Raw genomic sequence first — 17,334 nt, forward strand, 5'->3', positions numbered from 1 at the left:
GATGCTGCGCGACGACGCCGAGCCCGCGCCGCGCAACGCACCACCCGGCCCGGCCGCGCACCCGGCCGACTCGATAGCGGCGCTCGTGGAGCGGGCCGCGGCGTCGGGGATGCGGGTGGCTCTCGACGCGGGGTCTGGTCGGGAGCCGGGGCCGGACCGGGAGCCGACTCCGGCGGGCGCGTCGGCTCCGGCCGCTGCGCAGGCAGGCGAGATCGCCCCCGACGCGGCCCGCGCCGCCCACCGCGTGGTGCAGGAGGCGCTCGACCAACGCCGCCAAGCACGCGCCCGGCGCCGCCGTCCGGGTCACCCTGGCGCACGAGGCCGGGGCCGACGGCGTCCTGGTCGTCACCGTGACCAACGATGCGCCACCCCGCCCGCCGTCCGGCAACGGCACCGGCTACGGGCTGATCGGGCTGGACGAACGGGTCCGGCTGGCGGGCGGCGTCCTGACTGCCGGCCCCGCGCCCGACGGCGGCTTCACTGTCACCGCACGCCTCCCGGTCCGGGGCGCGAGCCCTCATGAGGCGGACACCGGGGCGCCGGACTCGCCCCGCTCCGGGCGCGCCGTCCTGCCCGCACGCCGGGAGGGCACTGCCCACGCTGAGCTCGCCGCCGCCCGGGCCCGGCTCCGGCGCGGCATGCTCGTCACGTTCTGGACGCCGACGCTCGCCGGCGCCGCGCTGGTCGCTGCCTACCTGCTCGGCGGCGGGCGGGTGTGAGCCCACCCGGGACGCCGGCGCGCCCTGGACGGCCGTGACCCGGCTCGCTCACACGCGCTCCCGCTCCGCCCGGGCCCGGATCAGCTCCTCGACCGCGCTCGGCAGCGTCGTCTCGAAGTCGATCAGCTTGGCCCACGTCGGGGTCACGACCACGCGGACCATGCCGTCGACGTAGAGCGAACGCACCTCCTTCTCCCACTCGACGCGCTGCTCGGCGGTCATCTCGTAGGAGGTGTTGGCCTCGAGGTACTCGTCGGGGATGCCGTCCACGTAGTCCAGCTCGGCCGAACCGCGCAGGAGCAGGATCTTGGGCGGGTGCACCTCGGTGTCGATCGTCAGGGCGACCATCGGGTTCCGGCGCAGGCTCGCGAGCTTCGGGGCGTTCTTCGTGGTGCACATGACGACCTCCGCGCCGTTCCAGGTGAACCCGATCGGGACGTTGCGCGGTGTGCCGTCCTTGGCCACGTAGGCGAGGCGGGTGATGTCGCGGCCCAGCAGCTCCTGGCTCAGCGGGCGGTTCAGCACCTCGGCGATCTCGTCCGGGTGCATGGCTGTCTCGTTCATGACTGGTCTCCTCGGCGGTCTCGGCGGCCCCTTCTGGCCGCCGCTACCCCTGGGACGGAGCGGGCAGCACGTTCTCGACATCCGGGCCTCGGCAGACGTCCGCCGTCGGCCCGTGGCACGACGAACCCCCTCCGTCCCGTGGGACGGAGGGGGTTCGTCGACTCGCCTCAGGTGCCGCCTCAGGTGCTGCCTCAGGCGATCTTGCGCCGGTAGGCGTTCATCGCGAAGACATAGGCGACGACGAGGATGCCGACGCACCAGGCCAGGGCGACCCAGATGTCGGACCCGACCGGCTGCTGCGCGAGCAGGTCGCGGACCGTGTTGACGATGGACGTGACCGGCTGGTTCTCGGCGAACCACCGCACCGGGCCGGGCATGGTGTCGGTGGGCACGAACGCCGAGCTGATGAACGGCAGGAAGATCAGCGGGTAGGAGAACGCGCTGGCGCCGTCGACGGTCTTGGCGGTCAGGCCGGCGATGACGGCCAGCCAGGTCAGGGCGAGGGTGAACAGGACGAGGATGCCGGTCACGGCGAGCCAGTCCAGCACTCCCGCGCCGGAGCGGAAGCCCATCAGGAGGGCGACGCCCACGACCACGGCCACCGAGATCAGGTTCGCGACCAGCGAGGTCAGCACGTGCGCCCACAGCACGGAGGACCGGGAGATCGGCATGGAGTTGAACCGCTCGAAGATGCCGCCCTGCAGGTCGAGGAACAGCCGGTAGGCGGTGTACGCGATGCCCGACGCGATCGTGATGAGCAGGATGCCGGGCAGCAGGTAGTTGACATAGCTGTCGACGTCGGCCTGGATCGCGCCGCCGAAGACGTAGACGAACAGCAGCATCAGCGCGATCGGCGTGACCGCCGTGGTGACGATGGTGTCGGGGCTGCGGGCGATGTGGGTCAGGGACCGCCCGGTCAGGACGGCGGTGTCGCCGAAGAAGTGGGTTCTCATGACTGGTCCTTACTGGTCTCGACCTTGCTCGACTGGTCCTTGCTCGGCTGCGTGCTGCCGTTGCCCCCGATGAGGGCGAGGAAGACGTCCTCGAGGGACGGCTGCTTCTCGACGTACTCGACCTTCGCCGGCGGCAGCAGCCGCTTCAGCTCGTCGAGGGTGCCGTTGGCGATGATCCGGCCCTGGTGCAGGACGGCGATCCGGTCGGCGAGCTGCTCTGCCTCGTCGAGGTACTGCGTGGTCAGCAGCACCGTCGTACCCGAGTCGGCGAGCTCCTTGACGACCTGCCAGACCTCGAGGCGCGCCTCGGGGTCCAGGCCCGTGGTGGGCTCGTCGAGGAAGATCACCTTCGGGCTGCCGATCAGGCTCATCGCGATGTCCAGCCGACGCCGCATACCGCCCGAGTAGGTGGCCGCCTTCCGCGCTCCCGCCTCGGTCAGGTCGAAGCGGGCCAGCAGGTCGTCCGCGATCCGGCCCGGGTCCTTGAGGTGCCGGAGCCTGGCCACCAGCACCAGGTTCTCGCGACCCGACAGGACCTCGTCCACCGCGGCGAACTGTCCCGTCAGGCTGATCGACTCCCGGACCCGAAGCGGTTCGGTCGCCACGTCGAACCCCTGCACCGTCGCGGTGCCGGCGTCGTGCCGCAGCAGCGTCGACAGGATCCGCACCATCGTGGTCTTGCCGGCCCCGTTGGAACCCAGCAGCGCGAAGATGCTGCCCGGCGCCACCTCGAAGTCGACGCCGCGCAGGACGTGCAGCTCCTTGTAGGACTTCTCGATTCCCTGCACACGGATCGCGGGCTCACGACCCTGTCTGTCGATACTCATTCCGTTCCCTCTTCTCTGGTGAGGCTCTGAAAGATGTGGGCCCAGCCGCCCCCGGCCCCGGCGGACCCAGGCGGTCCGCCGAGCAGGTTTGCGTCATCAGCGACATCACTGTGACACCATTCTGGTGTCACCGCAAGGGCATAGTGGTGCCGAGTTGTGTTCTTGCTGGTCAGTGCGGTTCCGGCCCGGTGCCGGTGGCCGTCCGGGCCGGCCGCCGTGGCGGCCGGGCCGGACGCGTGTCGCTCAGAGGCTGCGAGCGGTGATGTCGCCCTGCATCGTCGTGGCGCGGATGTCGAGGTCGGCCGCGCCGGTGTTCTTCAGCGCGTTCTGGATCCGGCCCATGCTGGTGCCGGCGTCGAGCGTGGCCGAGACGCCGGCGGCGGCCACGACCGACACGTTGCCGGCCTGGGTGCTCAGCACGACCTTGCCGCGAACGGCCTCGGCGATGCTGATGTCACCCTGCATGGTGCTGATCTCGCCGGGGCCGGTGAGGCGCCCGACCGAGACGTCGCCGGCCTGCGCGGCGAGGCGGACGTTCGCCGCCTCGTCGAGCTTGATCGCGCCATGGGACTCGTAGGCGACCTCGCCGAGCCGGCCGACGCCGCGGAGCTCGGCACCGGCCGACTTCCCCTCGACGCCGGAGCCGGCGGGAAGCTGGACCGTCACCTCGACGGCGCCGGAGGCCCCGAGGATCTCGTGCTTGACCGGGGTGACGATCCGCAGGACGCCGTCGGCGCACTCGGCGGTGGTGCGCTCCGCGGCGTCCACGTCGCGTCCCTTGGTGGCGTCAGCGGGCCGGACCTCCACGACAGTGTCGGTCCGGTCGGCCGCGATGAGTTGGACGCGTGCGGCGGGGGTGTCGATGACGGCGGAGATGGGGTTCGGGGTGTCGAAGGTGTGCATGGCGTTCAGCTCCTGTGCTCGGTGGTGCTCTCGGTTTCTGATGTCGGAAACGCTACGTTGCGTTCGAGATCTGAGCAAGATACTTGTTGCACATGTGCGACATATACGCAGGTCAGAGCCGCTAAATCAGTGCAATGGGTTGAGAACTAAAGCAACGACCCAGCTCATCGCGCGTTGCAATGGAGGGCGACCAACGCTACCCTGGACCACACCGGAGCACGAAGGAGGACCACCATGCCCGGGGGCAGGCTCACCCAGCAGGAACGCCAGCAGATCGCGCTCGGCCTGGCCGACGACCTCCCTTACGCGGAGATCGCCAGACGGCTCGACCGCCCGACGTCGACGATCACGCGCGAGGTGACGCGCAACGGCGGCCCGGTCGGCTACCGCGCCGACCTGGCCCAGCGCGCCACCGCGCGCCGCGCCCACCGCCGCAGCAGGCCGACGGCGGCGCGCGGTCCGCAGGCAGTCCCGGAGCAGGCGTACGGGCGCGACGCCGAGGCCGTGCACGAGTTCGAGGAGACGTTCACCACCCTCCTCATGGTGTCGGGCGTGCCTCGCATCTCGGCCGGCATCCTGACCTGCCTCTTCACCACCGACGCCGGCAGCGTCACGGCGGCAGAGATCGCGCAGCGCCTCGACGTCAGCCCTGCGTCCGTCTCCAAGGCGATCTCGTTCCTGGAGAGCCAGGGCCTCGTCCGCCGCGAGCGCGGGGAGGGTCGCCGCGAGCGCTACGTGGCCGACAACGACGTCTGGTACCAGTCAGTCGTCTCGACCGCCCAGTCCAACGCCGAGCTCGCCAAGACCGCGCGGCAGGGCGTCGCCGTGCTCGGGCACGACACCCCCGCCGGCGTCCGGCTGGAGAACATCGCCCGCTTCACGGACTTCATCAGCGAGAGCCTCACCCGCGCCGCGGTGCAGGCGCGCGAGATCCTCCACACCAAGGGCGAGACGGCTTCAGAGGACGGCGACGCGGAGCGCGCATAGGCCGGGCGCCGCTCAGTCCCTCTCGTCGAACCGCGCCCGCGCCCGCTCGACGTCGGGCATGTTCTGCCTGCTCCAGTAGAACAGCGCGTCGAGCAGGTCCTGGATGGTCCGCCCGAGCGACGAGATGCGGTACTCGACCGCGACGGGGCGCGAGCTCACGACGACGCGGTCGACCATCCCGTTGCGCTCGAGGCGCCGCAGGGTCGCCGTCAGCGACTTCTGCGTGACGACCGGGATCGCGCGGCGCAGCTCGTTGAAGCGCAGCGGCCGCTCGCACAGCTCGTCGAGCACCTGCAGCGACCACTTGTCGAGCACCTGGTCCAGCAGTTCGCGGTGCTCCGCGGCGATCTGGACGCGCTCGCCTGGTTGGGCGGTATCCGGCATGAAACCTGGTCTCGTTGAAGTTCCCTGTGGGCACCTAGTACACATTGGATACCGGGCGGAGCGCAAGTGCCCGCCCACCGACGAAGGGATGCCCGATGACCGTCCAGCTTCTCACCCCGGAGGGCATGTTCCAGCCCGTTCCCTACCACCACGTCTCGATCGGCACCGGCAGCCGGCAGGTGCACGTCGCCGGCCAGATCGCGCGCGACGGCGACGCCAACCGCTTCGCGACCGGCGACCTCACGGGCCAGGTCGAGCAGGCCCTGCGCAACACAGCTCGCGGCCTGGCCGGCGCGGGGGCGACCTTCTCCGACGTCGTGCGGCTGAGGTTCTTCGTGACGCACTGGAGCCCGGAGAAGATGGACGACTTCATGGCGGGCATCGACGCGGTGACGGACGAGCTCGGGATCCCGCGGCCGTTCCCGCCGGTGTCGCTCATCGGCGTCGACTACCTGTTCGAGCCCGACGTGCTGGTCGAGGTCGAGGCGTTCGCCGTCCTCGACTGAGCCGACCGGGCCGTGCCCGGGCCCCGCGACCGCGATCTTGACGCACCGTTCAAGTTCGCCTACGTTCTTGACCATGACGTCAAGTAATGCGGTCGCGGAGCCGGCCCTGGGGGCCGACGCCCCGGCAGACGAGACCCTGACAGCGCAGGCCCCTGAACTGGTCGACGGCGGCGCGGCCGCCCGGTCGCCGTTCCAGCTCCTCCCGGTGGGCGAGGCGTTCGGCGTCTGCGACGTGGACGGGGTGTGCCACTGATGGCCGGCGAGGCGTTCGGCCGGGCCGCGGACCGGCTCGTCGTCGACGTGTGGAGCGACGTCGTATGCCCGTTCTGCTACATGGGCGACACCCTTCTCGACCAGGCGCTGAGCACGTTCCCGCACGCGTCCGGCGTCGAGGTGCGGTACCACAGCTTCCTGCTCATGCCGGAGGTCGCCGACGGCGACGCCCCGGTCAACACCGCGGACCTGCTGGCGGCCAAGTACCGCATCCCGCGCGAGCAGGCGGTCGCGATGAACGACCAGGTCTCGGCCCGCGCCGCGCAGCTCGGGCTGGACTACCGGCTCGACCGCGCCCTGGCCGTGAGCACCCGCACCGCGCACCAGCTCAGCCACTTCGCCGCCACCCACGGCAAGCAGCACGAGATGGTCCGGCGGCTGTTCCAGGCGTACTTCACCGACGGGCTGAACGTCGCCGACCACGACGTCCTGGTGGACCTGGCCGCTGAGGTCGGCCTGGACCGCGACGCCGCCCGCGCCGCCCTGGCGAGCGGGGAGTTCGCCGACGCCGTCGAGGCGGACCTGCGGCAGTCCCGCCAGTACGGCATCACGGGCGTGCCGTTCTTCGTGTTCGCCGGCAAGTACGCCGTCTCCGGCGCGCAGCCGGTCGAGGCGTTCCTCCAGGCCCTCGAGACGAGCTGGAACGAGACCGTCGGCTCGCCCGCCGCCGCGGCAGCCGGAGCCGGTGGATGACCAAGGACACCCCGCGGCTGCGGGCCGACGCGCAGCGCAACGTCGAGGGCATCCGCACGGCCGCCCTCGACGTGTTCCGCGCGCACGGGCTGAACAGTCCCCTCGACGAGGTGGCGCGCGCCGCCGGCGTCAGCAAGGGCACCATCTACCACCGCTTCGGGGGCCGGCAGGGGCTGATCGACGCGGTGGTAGAGGAGCTCGTGGCCGAGCGCATCCGCGGCATCGTCACCTCGGTCGACGCCGTGGCCGACCCCGTCGAACGGTTCGAGAGCTATCTCAGCCAGATCTGGCTGCTCCAGTACGACGAGCCCGCCGCGAACGACGTCCTGCTGCGGGCCATGCCCGGCTCCGAACCGCTGACCGCCCTGTGCGAGCACGCCAGCAAGACCGCCGCCCGCCTGCTCGGCGACGCCCAGGCGACCGGCCTGATCCGGGACGATCTCACGCCGGCCGACGTCCACCTCCTCATCTGGGAGCGCGGCATCATCGCGCGGGCGTGTGACCAGCAGAACCGCGACGGCTACCGCCGGAGCTTCGAGCACACGCTCCGCGGGCTGCGCGGCGACCGGTAGCCGCCGTCGGGTAGCCGGACCCCCTTTACGGGGCGGTGGCCTCGTTCGATACGGTGGGACGCATGCAGCCTGCGCCGATGGGGCCAGCCCGTCCGACTCTTGTGTTCGACGTCCTCGGCACCCTGGTCGACCAGGCAGGGAGTCTCGGGCAGCGGGTCTCCGAGGTGACGGGGATCAAGAGCGGCGCCGCCGGGTACGTGGCCCGCCGGTGGCTTGAGCACATCGCGGCGCAGGAGCGCGAGATCGTGGAGCACCGTCGTGCGTTCGTGCCGAGTCACGAGCTGGACCGCGAGGCCCTGGAGGCGCTGGTCCGCGACCGCCTCCTGCCGCCTGGTTCGGTCGACGGGCTCGCCGACGCGTCGGAGCGGCTGCGGCCCTGGCCGGACAGCGTCGCGGGCCTGGACCTCCTCGCGGGCGACCTCGCGGTGCTCGGCCTCTCGAACGCGAGCCGCCGCGTGCTGGCCGGACTCAGCGCGGGCGGCGGCCTGCGGTGGCACCAGGTGCTCTCCGCCGAGGACGCCGGCACGTACAAGCCCGGTCCCGAGATCTACGAGCTGGCGGTGGCCAGCTCACCCGCCGGCTCGGGCCCGCCGTTCCTGGTGGCCGCGCACGCCTGGGACCTGCGGGCCGCCGCGGCGGCGGGGATGCGCACGGCGTACGTGCCCCGCCCCGACGGCGACCTGCCGCGCCCGGACGACCGGTTCGACGTGCACGCCGCGAGCCTCGCGGACCTGCACGCGCGGCTGCTCGCCCTGCCTGAGAACGCGTGAGGTCACCTGGCGGCTGGGGTCACCTGGTGGCTGGGGTCACCTGGCGGCGCCGAACCGCACGTTACGTGTGGCCAGCGCCGCCCAACCGCAAGATGAGGGTGTTCCAGCCGACTGATCCACGCACAGGTTTCGGTTCGGCGAGTCGGGTCACACGTAACCTTCGGGTCGGCGGCTCCTCTCGGGTGGGACGGCGTCGTGTCAGCCTCCCGGACTGTACGCGGAGCGAACCATCGTGGATCAGTACAGTGATCTCATGACGATCGAGCGGACGGCGGCACCCGCCCCGGGCGAGGACTGCGCCGTCGGTGCCGACGGCTTCAGCCCGCTGCACCCCCTGGGGCAGCTCTCCGTGATCGTGACCGCCCGCGCGGGTGCCGTGGCCGAGCGTAACGGGCTCACCCCCATGCAGGCGCGGATGCTGGGCCTGCTCGTGCACGGGCCGCGCCGCATGGTCGAGCTCGCCCAGAACCTGGGCGTGGAGAAGGCGGCACTGACCGGACTGGTCGACCGCGCGGAGTCCCGCGGCCTGGTCGCCCGCGAGGCCGTGCCCGGCGACCGCCGCTCGGTGCACGTCGTCGTCACCGAGGCGGGCGCCACGGCGTCGGCCGCGTTCTACGCCCAGCTCGCGAAGGCGCTGGACGACATGATCGCGGCTCTACCCTTTTCGGACCGCGACGCGTACGCGGCCTGGACCCGCGACATCGTCGCGGCCCAGGTGGTGGACAGCCGGCCCGGATCGGTCGTCTGCTGACGGCGTGCGTCGGGTGCTGACGGCGTCCGGCGGGCCCGCGCTCACCCCGCCCGCATCCAGCGCACCGGCTGACCGAGCAGCGCCCCGAGGTACCAGCGGTCCCCCGCGGGGAGCACGCTCGTGGCGGCCGGCGCGAGCCCGGTACGGTGCGCGGTGACGACGCCGTCGTCGTCGGCCACGAGGATGCTGCCGGTGAGCGGGTCCTCCTCGTTGACGAACAGGCCGCCGGGCAGGCGGATCATGACCTGGCGCGCCAGGTCGCTGGGCAGCACGAGGGCGTCGAGCGCTGCGGTGCGGTCGTAGATCGCGACCAGCATCCTGCCGTCGGGGTCGCGGTCGAGGTTGTCGGGTGTGCCCGGCAGGTCGTCGAGCACGGTCCGGGTGCCGCCGCCGAGCGTGTGCTCCAGGATCCGGTAGCGGTTGGACTCCGCGACCCAGACCCGGGCGCCGTCCTGGGTGACGGCCACCCCGTTCGGGAAGTAGAGGCCGTCCAGGAGCACCGCGGCCTCGCCCGTGCGCAGGTCGTAGCTCAGCAGGCGGCCGGACGCGCGCCCGTCGAGCATGTCGGGCAGCAGGTAGGAGGGCACGTCGCCGAGCGTGGTGGTGTTGTAGCGGCGGCTGGAGTCGCTGACGTAGACGACGCCGTCGGGCCCGACGTCGAGGTCGTTCGCGAACAGGACGGGCGCGCCGTCGACCGTGTCGGTGAGCACCTCCACCCGGCCGGCCCGGTCGACGGCCTGGAGGCCGAGGCCGTGGTTGGCGACGAGGAGCCGGCCGTCGGGCGCGAAGGCGAGGCCGAGGGGACGCCCGCCCACCTGGGCGAAGACCTCGGCCGAGCCGTCGGCGGGGTCCAGCCGCCAGATCGTGCCGTCCCTGTCGCCGGTGTAGAGCAGGCCGTCGGCGTCCATCGCGATGTCCTCCGGGCCGTAGATCGGCTCGTCGGTGAGCTGCTCGACGACGGCGGGGGCCGTGAGCTCGTCGGCGAACGATGCCCCGGGGCCGGGGCGCCACGACTCGGGAGCGAAGCCGTCGACCGGTGTGGGGACTGCCAGGACGAAGGCGCCCACTGCGAGCACCGGGATCGCGACGATCGCCGCGACCGCGACGGCCAGGGGGCGCCAGGGCCGGCGCTTCCGCGCGCTGTCGGGCGAGCCCGCGCCGTCGCCGCCCGCGCCCTCGCCGTGCGCATCTCCGCCGTCCGGCACGCCTTCGCCGTCGCGCACGTTTGTACCGTCGCGTAGGTTCGCGGTGCCGCTCATGCCGCGACGCTCTCGCGTGCCCGACGGCGGCGTCCGACGGCGGTGTCGACGAGCAGGGCCGTCAGGAGCACTATGCAGATGGGGTCGAAGATCATCGCAACGGTGCTGGACTCGGCGAGGACCTCCGGGCGGGACACCGTGAGCGTGAGCGCGATGCCCTTCGAGGTGATGGCGCCGATCGCGACCGGCACGCGGACGTCGGGCCGGAACGCCGACCAGATGAGCGCGCTGCCCAGCAGGAGCTGGTACACGCCCCGGTGCTGCAGGAGCGTCAGGACTATCGGGCCCGGGTCCACCACGCCGTAGGACTCGAGCTGGGTCGGGTCCACGAGGGCGAGCGCCGGGACGGTGGTCAGGGCGCCCATCGTGACGAGCGCCGTGCGGATGATGACTTCGCGCGGGGAGGTCTGTCGTCGGTCAGCCATGCCTCGATTATGCAGAGTGTACTACGCATATTCAAGTACGCATAATGCAGGACGCGTGATGGGTAGCATCGGACGGCGAGGAGGTGACGGGCCATGAAGATGGCGGAGCTCAGTGCGCGGACCGGTGTCGCCGCGCCGACGATCCGGTACTACATCCGCGAGGGCCTGGTGCCGCAGGGCAAGCTGACCAGCCCCAACCAGGCGGTGTACGACGAGTCGCACGTGCGCGCGCTGCGCCTGACGCGGGCCCTGGTCGGCGTCGGCGGGCTCGCGGTGGAGCAGGCCCGGCGGGTGCTCGCGCACCTCGCGGAGAAGGAGGGCAACACCTACGCCGTGCTCGGCAGCGCGCAGTACGCCCTCACTTCCGCCCCCGCGCCGCGCGACGACGAGGCCGGACGGCGGGCGGCCGAGCGGGTCGAGAGCCTGATAGCCGAGCACGGTTGGTCGGTCCGGCCCGACAACCCCGCCCGGGCCACACTCGCCGACGCGCTCGTCTCGCTCGAGGCGCTCGGCGTCACGGCGGTCACCGACATGCTCGACACCTACGCCGCAGCGGCGGAGGGGCTCGCGCACGACGAGATCGCGCGGCTCCTGGAGACCACCGCCGACGAGTCGCGGGTGGTCGGCGTCATCGCGTTCGACATCCTCGGCGACCGGGTGCTGTCGGCGCTGCGGCGGCTCGCGCAGGAGCATGCGGTGGTCGCGCATCTGGAGGGGGAGGGCGGCAAGGGCTGAGCCCCTTGTGCAGGCCACTGTCTGTTGTTGTCACGGCGGCTGTTGTCGCGGTGGCTGCGCGATTCTCGCTGCCGTCCCCGACGCCTGCGCGGCTGTCGCGGTGGGCTACGGCGTCGTCGCGTTACAGATCGGATCCCGCCAGCGCGTCGCCGCGGCGGCGTCGGACCGCGCGGCTATCAGCGCCGCCATGAGCGACCGCTCCTGGTCCACCGGTTCGGCGGCCGGGACGGGGCAGACCGCGCGGCCAACGATCGCCGCGGTGGGGATCTGCTCCAGGGCGCCGTCGTCGCGCAGGAGCAGCAGGCTGACGTCATCCACGTTCACGACCATGCCGTCGTGGTACCTGGCGCCGGTCGCGTTGGCGACCGTGGCGCCGTCGACCACTACACGCTCGTTCGGCAGCCAGCGCGAGGACGCGACCGGTTCCCACAGCGACCACAGCAGGAGGAGGACGAGCAGCAGGGCGGGGTAGGTCCGGTCGGCGAGCCGGATCCAGGCGGGCGCCTCGCGGGTGCGCGCCAGCACGAAGAACGTGACCGTCACCGCGCCGGCGAGCTGGTAGGAGAGCAGCAGCAGGTCGCGGCTGACCGCTGCGGAGATCAGGCCGACGACGAACGCGAGGGCGGCGAAGACCGCGAGGGCCGCGCCCGTCCACAGGCTGGTTCCGGCCGCGCGGCTCTTGGCGGTCAGCTCGTCGACCGCTAGGGCGTGTCTCCCATATGGCGTGCCCAGATGGTGCAGGCGGATAGGACGACGGCGGCGCGGTAGGTGATGGCGAGCTTGTCGTAGCGGGTCGCCAGGGCGCGCCATTGCTTGGTCAGGGCGAAGGAGCGTTCCACGACGTTGCGTCGCTTGTAGGTCCGGGCGTCCAGGGCTGGTGGTCGTCCTCCGGCTGAGCCTTTGTGTTTGCGGGCAGCGATCTCGTCCTTCTTCTGCGGGATCACGGTCTGGATGTGCCGGGCCGCGAGCATCCTGCGGTTGACGCCGCTGGTGTAGGCGCGGTCGGCGATCACCGCATCAGGGGTGGTGCGCGGGCGGCCCGGTCCCTGGCGCGGGACGCGGATGTCGGCTAGGACCTCGGCCAGCATGGCCCCGTCGTTACGCTGCCCGCCCGTGACGATCGCGGCCAGCGGGCGTCCATGACCGTCCACCGCGTGATGGATCTTGCTGGTCAGGCCGCCACGTGACTTACCGATGCCATGACCTGCCGGTTCACGTTCCCCGCCGAGCGGGCTGGGGACGAACCCCTCAGGGAGTTTCGTGTGATTCGCTCTCGCCCCCTGTGTCCCGCTCGGGACGCGTGGTGTTCGTGCCGTGCTGATGAGCACGGTTGATCGTGGCGTCCACGCTCACGTTCCAGTCGATCTTCCCGTCCGCGTCCGCCGCGGCCAGCAGCCCGGCCAGGACCTTGTCCCAGGTGCCGTCGTCGGCGTAGCGGCGGTGCCGCTTCCAGACCGTCCTCCACGACCCGAAGTGCTCACGAGGCAGGTCCCGCCACGGGATCCCGGCCCGGTAGCGGTAGATGATCCCTTCCACTACCCGCCGGTTGTCCCAGAACGGATGCCCGCGCCGGCCCGCGTTCGAGGGCAGCAACGGCTCGATCCGCCCCCACTGCTCATCCGACAACACCCGATACCGCGAAGAAGTCACCCGACCAGGCTGCCGCACACCTCAGCCCACATATGGGAGACACGCCCTAGCTGGTCGAGGTGGCCGCTGACCTGGTAGTCGAGCCGCCGCATCCACGCCACCCAGGCGTAGAACGCGAAGATCGCCACGGAGGCGACGGGAAGGCACAGGATGCCCGCCAGGACGAGGACGACAAGCGGGTCGACCCGGCCGGGCCGGTACCAGATACGGCGCTGCAGCACGACGGCGAGGACGGCGACCGTCGCGACGAGGTCGGTCCACGTCGCCAGGATCAGGCTGAGCGGGCTGACGTGCTGGATGACGGCGAGCATCGCGTTCGCGTCGCCGCGCGTGATGGACCAGACGTTGAACGCGATGAGCACGAACGGCGCGATGGGCACGACGGCGAGGAACAGGGGGTCCTTGACCATGGCGCCTAGGCCGGTCTCGCGCTCGTCAGGCATGGCGATGAAGATAGTGGGTGCCTGACGCGCGCTTGCGCTCACTGTCACTATTGCCGGCAGTTACTGCCAATATCGGCGCTGCCTCCACGTCCGCCGCGCTCCCCCGCACAGAAGGCTCCCCACGTCCGACCTTTCGACCGTCCCCACGGCCGAGCTCACAGTCCCGTGAGGTCGGTTCTCACGAGTCCGTGACGAACGTTACTCAGAGCACGATTTCGTCGGCTCGGACCTCTTCCGTAGCCCAGAGAACACCGACACCATCGAGACCCACGTATCGCCGGTCCGCTCCGCGGCGATCAGACGTACCACGTCGACGAACATCGACTCCCAACGGCACTCGATCCAACACGCGGTGAGAGTCGCGCGGTCCGGGGGCTGGCGTCCCTCCGCACGAATCCTGGTGGGTCTCGCACGGAGGTCTGCCTCAAACTCGTCCACGTCGCCGAAACACCGTCAGAAGCCGACCGCTCTCATCAACGAGCTGAACCGTCGCGTCAGGCGCGGCCGCAGCCCCGTGCTTAACAAGGATCCGTTCAACCTGTGCGTAGAGGCCGGAGTCGTCCGCCAGAAGAAATGCGCCCTTCATCCGATCTCCTTGATGACGGTCAATTTGTATGGCACCGCATTCGCAAGATCACTCGATGTCGGCCGCAGTTCCGTCGAGTAGAGCGGCAACGTCGACAACCACGGCTTCGAGGCCGTCGTCTTCGAGGGACGAATAGAACGCCTCGAAAGTGGCGCGGATAGCCTTGTCCTCTCGGTCTCGCATCACGAATGCCTGGCCGTTCTTCCGAATGAGAAACTCGTGAAGCCCGTCCGAGAGCCGCTCGGTCGCATCCTCGGTCAAAGCACCCCGCGTCAACGCGCGACCAGTCTCTCCGACGATCGCAGCCGGAACGTCGGTCAGAAATCCACCGGCGAGCGCACGCTCCACGATCGCAAGAGCCAGTCGGCGCCGCGCTTCCGCCTCACCGTCTTGGAGGCCGTGCCGATACTCGGCGACGAGATGTCCAAGGATGTCGTTCACGAGCCACCAACCCACCTGATCCATGACGGACTGGCGCACTCCGCACTGCGGCTTGAGTGCAGCCCTTGCCATCAACCAAGGTCGCCTGGCTTTAGGACGCTCACGGCTGCAGACATGTATTCATGTGCCACCCGCTTGACCACCACAACTCGGTTCAGCACTATCGCCCGACCCGACTCCATTTCCTCCATAATGTCCTGTGCCAGCCGCTCAGCGTCGTAGAACGTCACGGGAATGAGACGTCTTTCATCGTACACATTCGCATCCCAGAATACGCCTTTCGATTCGACTTCCCACGCGTACTCCGCAAAATCCTCCGGCAATCTGAGTTCGTATGCCATGAGACTCCTTGAAAGCAACAGCGACCAGAATCGCCTCAGATACCCGCCAGCGCGCTACGGCACCAGTTCTAGGACATCGACGTGGGCCGGCCGGATCGCACCGAAGTGGCGGCGGTCCGTCGTCGCTATACGACGCACGCCGTAGCGTTCCGCGATGGCGACGACCGAGGCGTCTACGCCGCCAAGCGGAAAGTCTTGGTACTTCAAGACAAGTTCACTCATGCGAACCAGGTCGCCCGATGTTGGGGTAATCAATTCGAACGCTCCCTCTGCGACAACCTGAAGGAACCGCGCCTCCACTGTCGGCGCGCGCTCAAGCAGCCAGCAGACTTCCGTCAGGACCGGGCTTGGCAGCAGCACGGGGCCGTCGAGCGTCGCGAACAGCGAGCGTGCGGCATCGTGGAACGAGTCGTTGGCGTCGAAGAACGCGTAGAGCGGACCGGTGTCCAGGACCGTGGCGATCACTCGTCGTGACCGAACCGACCGCGCAGGTGCTGCCGAATGTAGTCGTCATGGCGTTCGGCGACGTCCCCTGGCCCGTGGATGCTGCCAGCGAGTGCCAGGAAGTCCGCGGGAAGGTGGGACGACGGCGTGGCCGCATGAAGAGTTCGGGAGGTTGCCGCCTCGGACAGCTCCGAGTCGTGCGAGACAAGCAGCCGAAGATGACGCACCTGCGCCGGCGTCAGCCGGTCGAGGAAGTGGCGCATGTCCTCGCGGTCGTCGGGGATGCTCATACGGCAACGGTAGTGGACGATCCCCAGCAAGTCATGGCAGGCGCCAGGGCGCCTCCCAGTGGGGCACAGATTCAGCCCGTACCACCGCGCACCCAGCCACCCCACCGCAATACCCTGTTCCCACCATCACCGACCAGACCCGGACGCCCGGGCCCGCGGTCACCCGGATTGGAGCCAGCATGTCCTTCACCACCCGTGGGTTCTCCGGCCGCAGACGTGAACCGGACACGCGCCTCCCTCCCGGCCAGACGCTGGTCCAGGACTGGCCGGTGCTCAGCGCCGGGCCCACCCCGCGGATCGACACCGCGGACTGGGAGTTCACCATCCAGGACGAGACCGGCGCCGACCACCGGTGGAGCTGGGACGAGCTCCTCGCGCTCGGCGCCGAGGACGTCACCGTGGACATCCACTGCGTCACCCACTGGTCCAAGCTCGGCATGGGCTGGCGCGGCGTCAGCCTCGACAAGCTCTTCGAGAACGTCGAGTCCGAGCACGAGTACGTCATGGCGCACTCCTACGGCGGCTACACCACCAACGTGCCCCTGGAGGACCTGCTGGACGGCAAGGCCTGGATCGCCACCGAGGCCGAGGGCGAGCCCCTCGACCCGGAGCACGGCGGGCCAGCCCGGCTGCTCGTGCCGCACCTCTACTTCTGGAAGAGCGCGAAGTGGATCCGCGGCCTGACGATGATGCCGACCAACGACCCGGGCTTCTGGGAGCAGTACGGCTACCACCTCTACGGCGACCCGTGGAAGGAGGAGCGGTACTGGTGAGCGCGCAGCCCATGACCCCGGTCGGCCGGCCGCGGACGCGTCCCGCCTGGCACATCGCGACCGTCGTCGAGAACCGCCGCGAGACCCCCACGGCCGCGCGGCTCGTGCTCGACGTGCCCACCTGGCCGGGCAGCGAGGCCGGCACCCACGTCGACGTCCGCCTCACCGCCCCGGACGGCTACCAGGCGAGCCGGTCCTACTCGATCGCCTCGTCCACCCCCGCGGGGCCGACGGCGGGCGGGCAGGTGGTTCTCGCCATCGACGAGCTGCCCGACGGCGAGGTCTCCCCCTTCCTGGTCAACGAGGTTCGGCCGGGCGACCAGCTCGAGCTCCACGGCCCGCTTGGCGCGTTCTTCGTCTGGCGCCCCGGCGAGAGCGACCGTCCCGTACAGCTCATCGCCGGCGGCTCCGGCGTCGTCCCGCTGTACGCGATGGCGGCAGCGCACGGCGCCGACGGCGACGCGTCGCCCTTCCGGCTGCTGTACTCGGTCCGCACGCCGGCCGACATGTTCTTCGCCGACGAGCTCGCCGCGCTCGCCGGGTCGGCCTTCGAGCTGGACCTCGTCTACACACGCGAGGCGCCGGACGGCTGGCCGGACCCGGTCGGGCGGCTCACCCTGGACACGCTCGCCGCCCGCACCATCCCGGCAGCAGAGCGGCCACGCCTCTACGTCTGCGGCTCGACGGGCTTCGTCGAGGCCGTCGCCCGCTGGCTGCAGGAGCTGGGCCACTCCGCGACGGACATCCACACCGAGCGCTTCGGAGGTCTTTAGATGACACACCACCTCGACGGCAACGTTCTCGCGGGCGCACTCTCCGAGGTGTTCACGCCCGACGTCACCGCAGCACGCGGACGGTGCGACGGCTGCGGCCGCCTCTCCCCGATCGCGGAGGCGATGGTGTACACCGACGCACCGGGCCTGGTGGCCCGGTGCGCGGGGTGCGACCAGGTGCTCGCGACGTTCGTCGACGCCGGCGACCGCGTGATCCTCAGCCTCGCGGGGCTGAGCGCCATCGAGCTGCGCCGCTGACGTCGGCCGCCTCG

General features: G+C 70.7%; 26 protein-coding genes. 12 read left to right on the forward strand and 14 right to left on the reverse strand.

Annotation, left to right across the window (positions count from 1 at the left end; translation table 11 throughout):
- The first annotated feature begins 308 nt into the window (after positions 1-308).
- Positions 309-719: an ATP-binding protein gene (locus AC0QU1_RS23210; RefSeq protein WP_483616568.1), complete on the forward strand. Its 411-nt coding sequence runs from the start codon at positions 309-311 to the stop codon at positions 717-719.
- Between the two features lie 48 nt (positions 720-767).
- Here the strand turns inward: AC0QU1_RS23210 and AC0QU1_RS23215 are convergent, their stop codons facing one another.
- The 4 genes from AC0QU1_RS23215 to AC0QU1_RS23230 all read right to left on the reverse strand — a co-directional run bounded on the left by AC0QU1_RS23215 (position 768) and on the right by AC0QU1_RS23230 (position 3,966).
- Positions 768-1,283, reverse strand: coding sequence for a pyridoxamine 5'-phosphate oxidase family protein (locus AC0QU1_RS23215; RefSeq protein WP_483572787.1), 516 nt, complete (start codon positions 1,281-1,283; stop codon positions 768-770).
- A 191-nt stretch (positions 1,284-1,474) separates the two neighbouring features.
- Positions 1,475-2,236 (reverse strand): ABC transporter permease, encoded by a 762-nt coding sequence (locus AC0QU1_RS23220; protein WP_483572788.1) that lies wholly within the window; start codon positions 2,234-2,236, stop codon positions 1,475-1,477.
- Positions 2,233-3,063 carry an ABC transporter ATP-binding protein gene (locus AC0QU1_RS23225; RefSeq protein WP_483572789.1) on the reverse strand — a complete coding sequence of 277 codons (831 nt, stop codon included), beginning with the start codon at positions 3,061-3,063 and terminating at the stop codon, positions 2,233-2,235. The genes AC0QU1_RS23220 and AC0QU1_RS23225 overlap by 4 nt, the downstream gene beginning before the upstream one ends.
- Before the next feature lie 243 nt (positions 3,064-3,306).
- The gene (locus tag AC0QU1_RS23230; protein WP_483572791.1) at positions 3,307-3,966 is read right to left on the reverse strand and encodes a DUF4097 family beta strand repeat-containing protein; all 660 of its coding nucleotides are present in this window, start codon (positions 3,964-3,966) and stop codon (positions 3,307-3,309) included.
- A gap of 234 nt (positions 3,967-4,200) precedes the next feature.
- Between AC0QU1_RS23230 and AC0QU1_RS23235 the strand changes: the two genes are divergently transcribed.
- Positions 4,201-4,953 (forward strand): helix-turn-helix domain-containing protein, encoded by a 753-nt coding sequence (locus AC0QU1_RS23235; RefSeq protein WP_483572792.1) that lies wholly within the window; start codon positions 4,201-4,203, stop codon positions 4,951-4,953.
- Between the two features lie 12 nt (positions 4,954-4,965).
- Here the strand turns inward: AC0QU1_RS23235 and AC0QU1_RS23240 are convergent, their stop codons facing one another.
- Positions 4,966-5,337, reverse strand: a complete 372-nt coding sequence (locus AC0QU1_RS23240) for a winged helix-turn-helix transcriptional regulator (protein ID WP_483572794.1) — start codon at positions 5,335-5,337, stop codon at positions 4,966-4,968.
- Positions 5,338-5,432: 95 nt separating this feature from the next.
- Here AC0QU1_RS23240 and AC0QU1_RS23245 point away from each other — a divergent pair, with 95 nt between their 5' ends.
- The 6 genes from AC0QU1_RS23245 (at position 5,433) to AC0QU1_RS23270 (ending at position 8,902) form a co-directional block, all read left to right on the forward strand.
- Positions 5,433-5,843: a RidA family protein gene (locus tag AC0QU1_RS23245; RefSeq protein ID WP_483572796.1), complete on the forward strand. Its 411-nt coding sequence runs from the start codon at positions 5,433-5,435 to the stop codon at positions 5,841-5,843.
- Between the two features lie 73 nt (positions 5,844-5,916).
- Complete coding sequence (locus AC0QU1_RS23250) at positions 5,917-6,096, forward strand: hypothetical protein (RefSeq protein ID WP_483572798.1); 180 nt, start codon at positions 5,917-5,919, stop codon at positions 6,094-6,096.
- Positions 6,096-6,809 (forward strand): DsbA family oxidoreductase, encoded by a 714-nt coding sequence (locus AC0QU1_RS23255; protein WP_483576794.1) that lies wholly within the window; start codon positions 6,096-6,098, stop codon positions 6,807-6,809. Before AC0QU1_RS23250 ends, AC0QU1_RS23255 begins: the two co-directional genes overlap by 1 nt.
- The gene (locus AC0QU1_RS23260) at positions 6,806-7,381 is read left to right on the forward strand and encodes a TetR/AcrR family transcriptional regulator (RefSeq protein ID WP_483572800.1); all 576 of its coding nucleotides are present in this window, start codon (positions 6,806-6,808) and stop codon (positions 7,379-7,381) included. The genes AC0QU1_RS23255 and AC0QU1_RS23260 overlap by 4 nt, the downstream gene beginning before the upstream one ends.
- 77 nt (positions 7,382-7,458) lie before the next feature.
- A complete protein-coding gene (locus AC0QU1_RS23265) occupies positions 7,459-8,151 on the forward strand; it encodes an HAD-IA family hydrolase (protein ID WP_483572802.1) in 693 nt (230 codons plus the stop codon).
- Between the two features lie 253 nt (positions 8,152-8,404).
- Complete coding sequence (locus tag AC0QU1_RS23270; RefSeq protein WP_483572803.1) at positions 8,405-8,902, forward strand: MarR family winged helix-turn-helix transcriptional regulator; 498 nt, start codon at positions 8,405-8,407, stop codon at positions 8,900-8,902.
- Between the two features lie 41 nt (positions 8,903-8,943).
- Here the strand turns inward: AC0QU1_RS23270 and AC0QU1_RS23275 are convergent, their stop codons facing one another.
- Both AC0QU1_RS23275 and AC0QU1_RS23280 read right to left on the reverse strand, forming a co-directional pair.
- Complete coding sequence (locus AC0QU1_RS23275; protein ID WP_483572805.1) at positions 8,944-10,161, reverse strand: SMP-30/gluconolactonase/LRE family protein; 1,218 nt, start codon at positions 10,159-10,161, stop codon at positions 8,944-8,946.
- The gene (locus AC0QU1_RS23280; RefSeq protein ID WP_483572806.1) at positions 10,158-10,586 is read right to left on the reverse strand and encodes a hypothetical protein; all 429 of its coding nucleotides are present in this window, start codon (positions 10,584-10,586) and stop codon (positions 10,158-10,160) included. The genes AC0QU1_RS23275 and AC0QU1_RS23280 overlap by 4 nt, the downstream gene beginning before the upstream one ends.
- A gap of 93 nt (positions 10,587-10,679) precedes the next feature.
- Between AC0QU1_RS23280 and AC0QU1_RS23285 the strand changes: the two genes are divergently transcribed.
- Positions 10,680-11,321, forward strand: coding sequence for a MerR family transcriptional regulator (locus AC0QU1_RS23285; RefSeq protein ID WP_483572808.1), 642 nt, complete (start codon positions 10,680-10,682; stop codon positions 11,319-11,321).
- A 105-nt stretch (positions 11,322-11,426) separates the two neighbouring features.
- On the opposite strand, the gene AC0QU1_RS23290 is transcribed toward AC0QU1_RS23285, so the two are convergent.
- From AC0QU1_RS23290 to AC0QU1_RS23320, 7 genes are all read right to left on the reverse strand, one after another.
- Positions 11,427-12,131 carry a hypothetical protein gene (locus AC0QU1_RS23290; protein ID WP_483572810.1) on the reverse strand — a complete coding sequence of 235 codons (705 nt, stop codon included), beginning with the start codon at positions 12,129-12,131 and terminating at the stop codon, positions 11,427-11,429.
- Positions 12,023-12,971 (reverse strand): IS5 family transposase gene (locus AC0QU1_RS23295; RefSeq protein WP_483572811.1). Its coding sequence is split into 2 segments (ribosomal slippage): positions 12,023-12,601 and positions 12,603-12,971, totalling 948 coding nucleotides; the frame shifts between segments, so codons are not numbered across the junction. The genes AC0QU1_RS23290 and AC0QU1_RS23295 overlap by 109 nt, the downstream gene beginning before the upstream one ends.
- Positions 12,968-13,414: a hypothetical protein gene (locus AC0QU1_RS23300; protein WP_483572812.1), complete on the reverse strand. Its 447-nt coding sequence runs from the start codon at positions 13,412-13,414 to the stop codon at positions 12,968-12,970. The genes AC0QU1_RS23295 and AC0QU1_RS23300 overlap by 4 nt, the downstream gene beginning before the upstream one ends.
- Positions 13,415-14,048: 634 nt before the next feature.
- Entirely contained in the window at positions 14,049-14,441 is a 393-nt protein-coding gene (locus AC0QU1_RS23305) for a hypothetical protein (RefSeq protein WP_483572814.1), read from the reverse strand.
- A 71-nt stretch (positions 14,442-14,512) separates the two neighbouring features.
- Entirely contained in the window at positions 14,513-14,782 is a 270-nt protein-coding gene (locus AC0QU1_RS23310) for a hypothetical protein (RefSeq protein WP_483572815.1), read from the reverse strand.
- 54 nt (positions 14,783-14,836) lie between these two features.
- Positions 14,837-15,247, reverse strand: coding sequence for a type II toxin-antitoxin system VapC family toxin (locus AC0QU1_RS23315; protein WP_483572817.1), 411 nt, complete (start codon positions 15,245-15,247; stop codon positions 14,837-14,839).
- Positions 15,244-15,516 carry a hypothetical protein gene (locus AC0QU1_RS23320; protein WP_483572819.1) on the reverse strand — a complete coding sequence of 91 codons (273 nt, stop codon included), beginning with the start codon at positions 15,514-15,516 and terminating at the stop codon, positions 15,244-15,246. Before AC0QU1_RS23320 ends, AC0QU1_RS23315 begins: the two co-directional genes overlap by 4 nt.
- A 179-nt stretch (positions 15,517-15,695) precedes the next feature.
- Between AC0QU1_RS23320 and AC0QU1_RS23325 the strand changes: the two genes are divergently transcribed.
- From AC0QU1_RS23325 to AC0QU1_RS23335, 3 genes are read left to right on the forward strand one after another with little or no spacing between them, the layout of a single operon-like run.
- Positions 15,696-16,289, forward strand: coding sequence for a molybdopterin-dependent oxidoreductase (locus AC0QU1_RS23325; RefSeq protein ID WP_483572820.1), 594 nt, complete (start codon positions 15,696-15,698; stop codon positions 16,287-16,289).
- Positions 16,286-17,062: a ferredoxin reductase gene (locus tag AC0QU1_RS23330; protein WP_483572821.1), complete on the forward strand. Its 777-nt coding sequence runs from the start codon at positions 16,286-16,288 to the stop codon at positions 17,060-17,062. The genes AC0QU1_RS23325 and AC0QU1_RS23330 overlap by 4 nt, the downstream gene beginning before the upstream one ends.
- Positions 17,063-17,320: a DUF6510 family protein gene (locus AC0QU1_RS23335; RefSeq protein WP_483572822.1), complete on the forward strand. Its 258-nt coding sequence runs from the start codon at positions 17,063-17,065 to the stop codon at positions 17,318-17,320. It abuts the gene before it with no gap.
- The last annotated feature ends 14 nt before the right edge of the window (positions 17,321-17,334 follow it).

The organism is Promicromonospora noduliphila (assembly GCF_056951025.1).

Excerpts from the sequence above, each read along its gene's own strand:
- AC0QU1_RS23215 (WP_483572787.1), bottom strand. The coding sequence starts at position 1,283 with ATGAACGAGACAGCCATGCACCCGGACGAGATCGCCGAGGTGCTGAAC.
- AC0QU1_RS23220 (WP_483572788.1), bottom strand. The coding sequence starts at position 2,236 with ATGAGAACCCACTTCTTCGGCGACACCGCCGTCCTGACCGGGCGGTCC.
- AC0QU1_RS23225 (WP_483572789.1), bottom strand. The coding sequence starts at position 3,063 with ATGAGTATCGACAGACAGGGTCGTGAGCCCGCGATCCGTGTGCAGGGA.
- AC0QU1_RS23230 (WP_483572791.1), bottom strand. The coding sequence starts at position 3,966 with ATGCACACCTTCGACACCCCGAACCCCATCTCCGCCGTCATCGACACC.
- AC0QU1_RS23235 (WP_483572792.1), top strand. The coding sequence starts at position 4,201 with ATGCCCGGGGGCAGGCTCACCCAGCAGGAACGCCAGCAGATCGCGCTC.
- AC0QU1_RS23240 (WP_483572794.1), bottom strand. The coding sequence starts at position 5,337 with ATGCCGGATACCGCCCAACCAGGCGAGCGCGTCCAGATCGCCGCGGAG.
- AC0QU1_RS23245 (WP_483572796.1), top strand. The coding sequence starts at position 5,433 with ATGACCGTCCAGCTTCTCACCCCGGAGGGCATGTTCCAGCCCGTTCCC.
- AC0QU1_RS23250 (WP_483572798.1), top strand. The coding sequence starts at position 5,917 with ATGACGTCAAGTAATGCGGTCGCGGAGCCGGCCCTGGGGGCCGACGCC.
- AC0QU1_RS23255 (WP_483576794.1), top strand. The coding sequence starts at position 6,096 with ATGGCCGGCGAGGCGTTCGGCCGGGCCGCGGACCGGCTCGTCGTCGAC.
- AC0QU1_RS23260 (WP_483572800.1), top strand. The coding sequence starts at position 6,806 with ATGACCAAGGACACCCCGCGGCTGCGGGCCGACGCGCAGCGCAACGTC.
- AC0QU1_RS23265 (WP_483572802.1), top strand. The coding sequence starts at position 7,459 with ATGGGGCCAGCCCGTCCGACTCTTGTGTTCGACGTCCTCGGCACCCTG.
- AC0QU1_RS23270 (WP_483572803.1), top strand. The coding sequence starts at position 8,405 with ATGACGATCGAGCGGACGGCGGCACCCGCCCCGGGCGAGGACTGCGCC.
- AC0QU1_RS23275 (WP_483572805.1), bottom strand. The coding sequence starts at position 10,161 with ATGAGCGGCACCGCGAACCTACGCGACGGTACAAACGTGCGCGACGGC.
- AC0QU1_RS23280 (WP_483572806.1), bottom strand. The coding sequence starts at position 10,586 with ATGGCTGACCGACGACAGACCTCCCCGCGCGAAGTCATCATCCGCACG.
- AC0QU1_RS23285 (WP_483572808.1), top strand. The coding sequence starts at position 10,680 with ATGAAGATGGCGGAGCTCAGTGCGCGGACCGGTGTCGCCGCGCCGACG.
- AC0QU1_RS23290 (WP_483572810.1), bottom strand. The coding sequence starts at position 12,131 with ATGGCGCGCCCTGGCGACCCGCTACGACAAGCTCGCCATCACCTACCG.
- AC0QU1_RS23300 (WP_483572812.1), bottom strand. The coding sequence starts at position 13,414 with ATGCCTGACGAGCGCGAGACCGGCCTAGGCGCCATGGTCAAGGACCCC.
- AC0QU1_RS23310 (WP_483572815.1), bottom strand. The coding sequence starts at position 14,782 with ATGGCATACGAACTCAGATTGCCGGAGGATTTTGCGGAGTACGCGTGG.
- AC0QU1_RS23320 (WP_483572819.1), bottom strand. The coding sequence starts at position 15,516 with ATGAGCATCCCCGACGACCGCGAGGACATGCGCCACTTCCTCGACCGG.
- AC0QU1_RS23325 (WP_483572820.1), top strand. The coding sequence starts at position 15,696 with ATGTCCTTCACCACCCGTGGGTTCTCCGGCCGCAGACGTGAACCGGAC.
- AC0QU1_RS23335 (WP_483572822.1), top strand. The coding sequence starts at position 17,063 with ATGACACACCACCTCGACGGCAACGTTCTCGCGGGCGCACTCTCCGAG.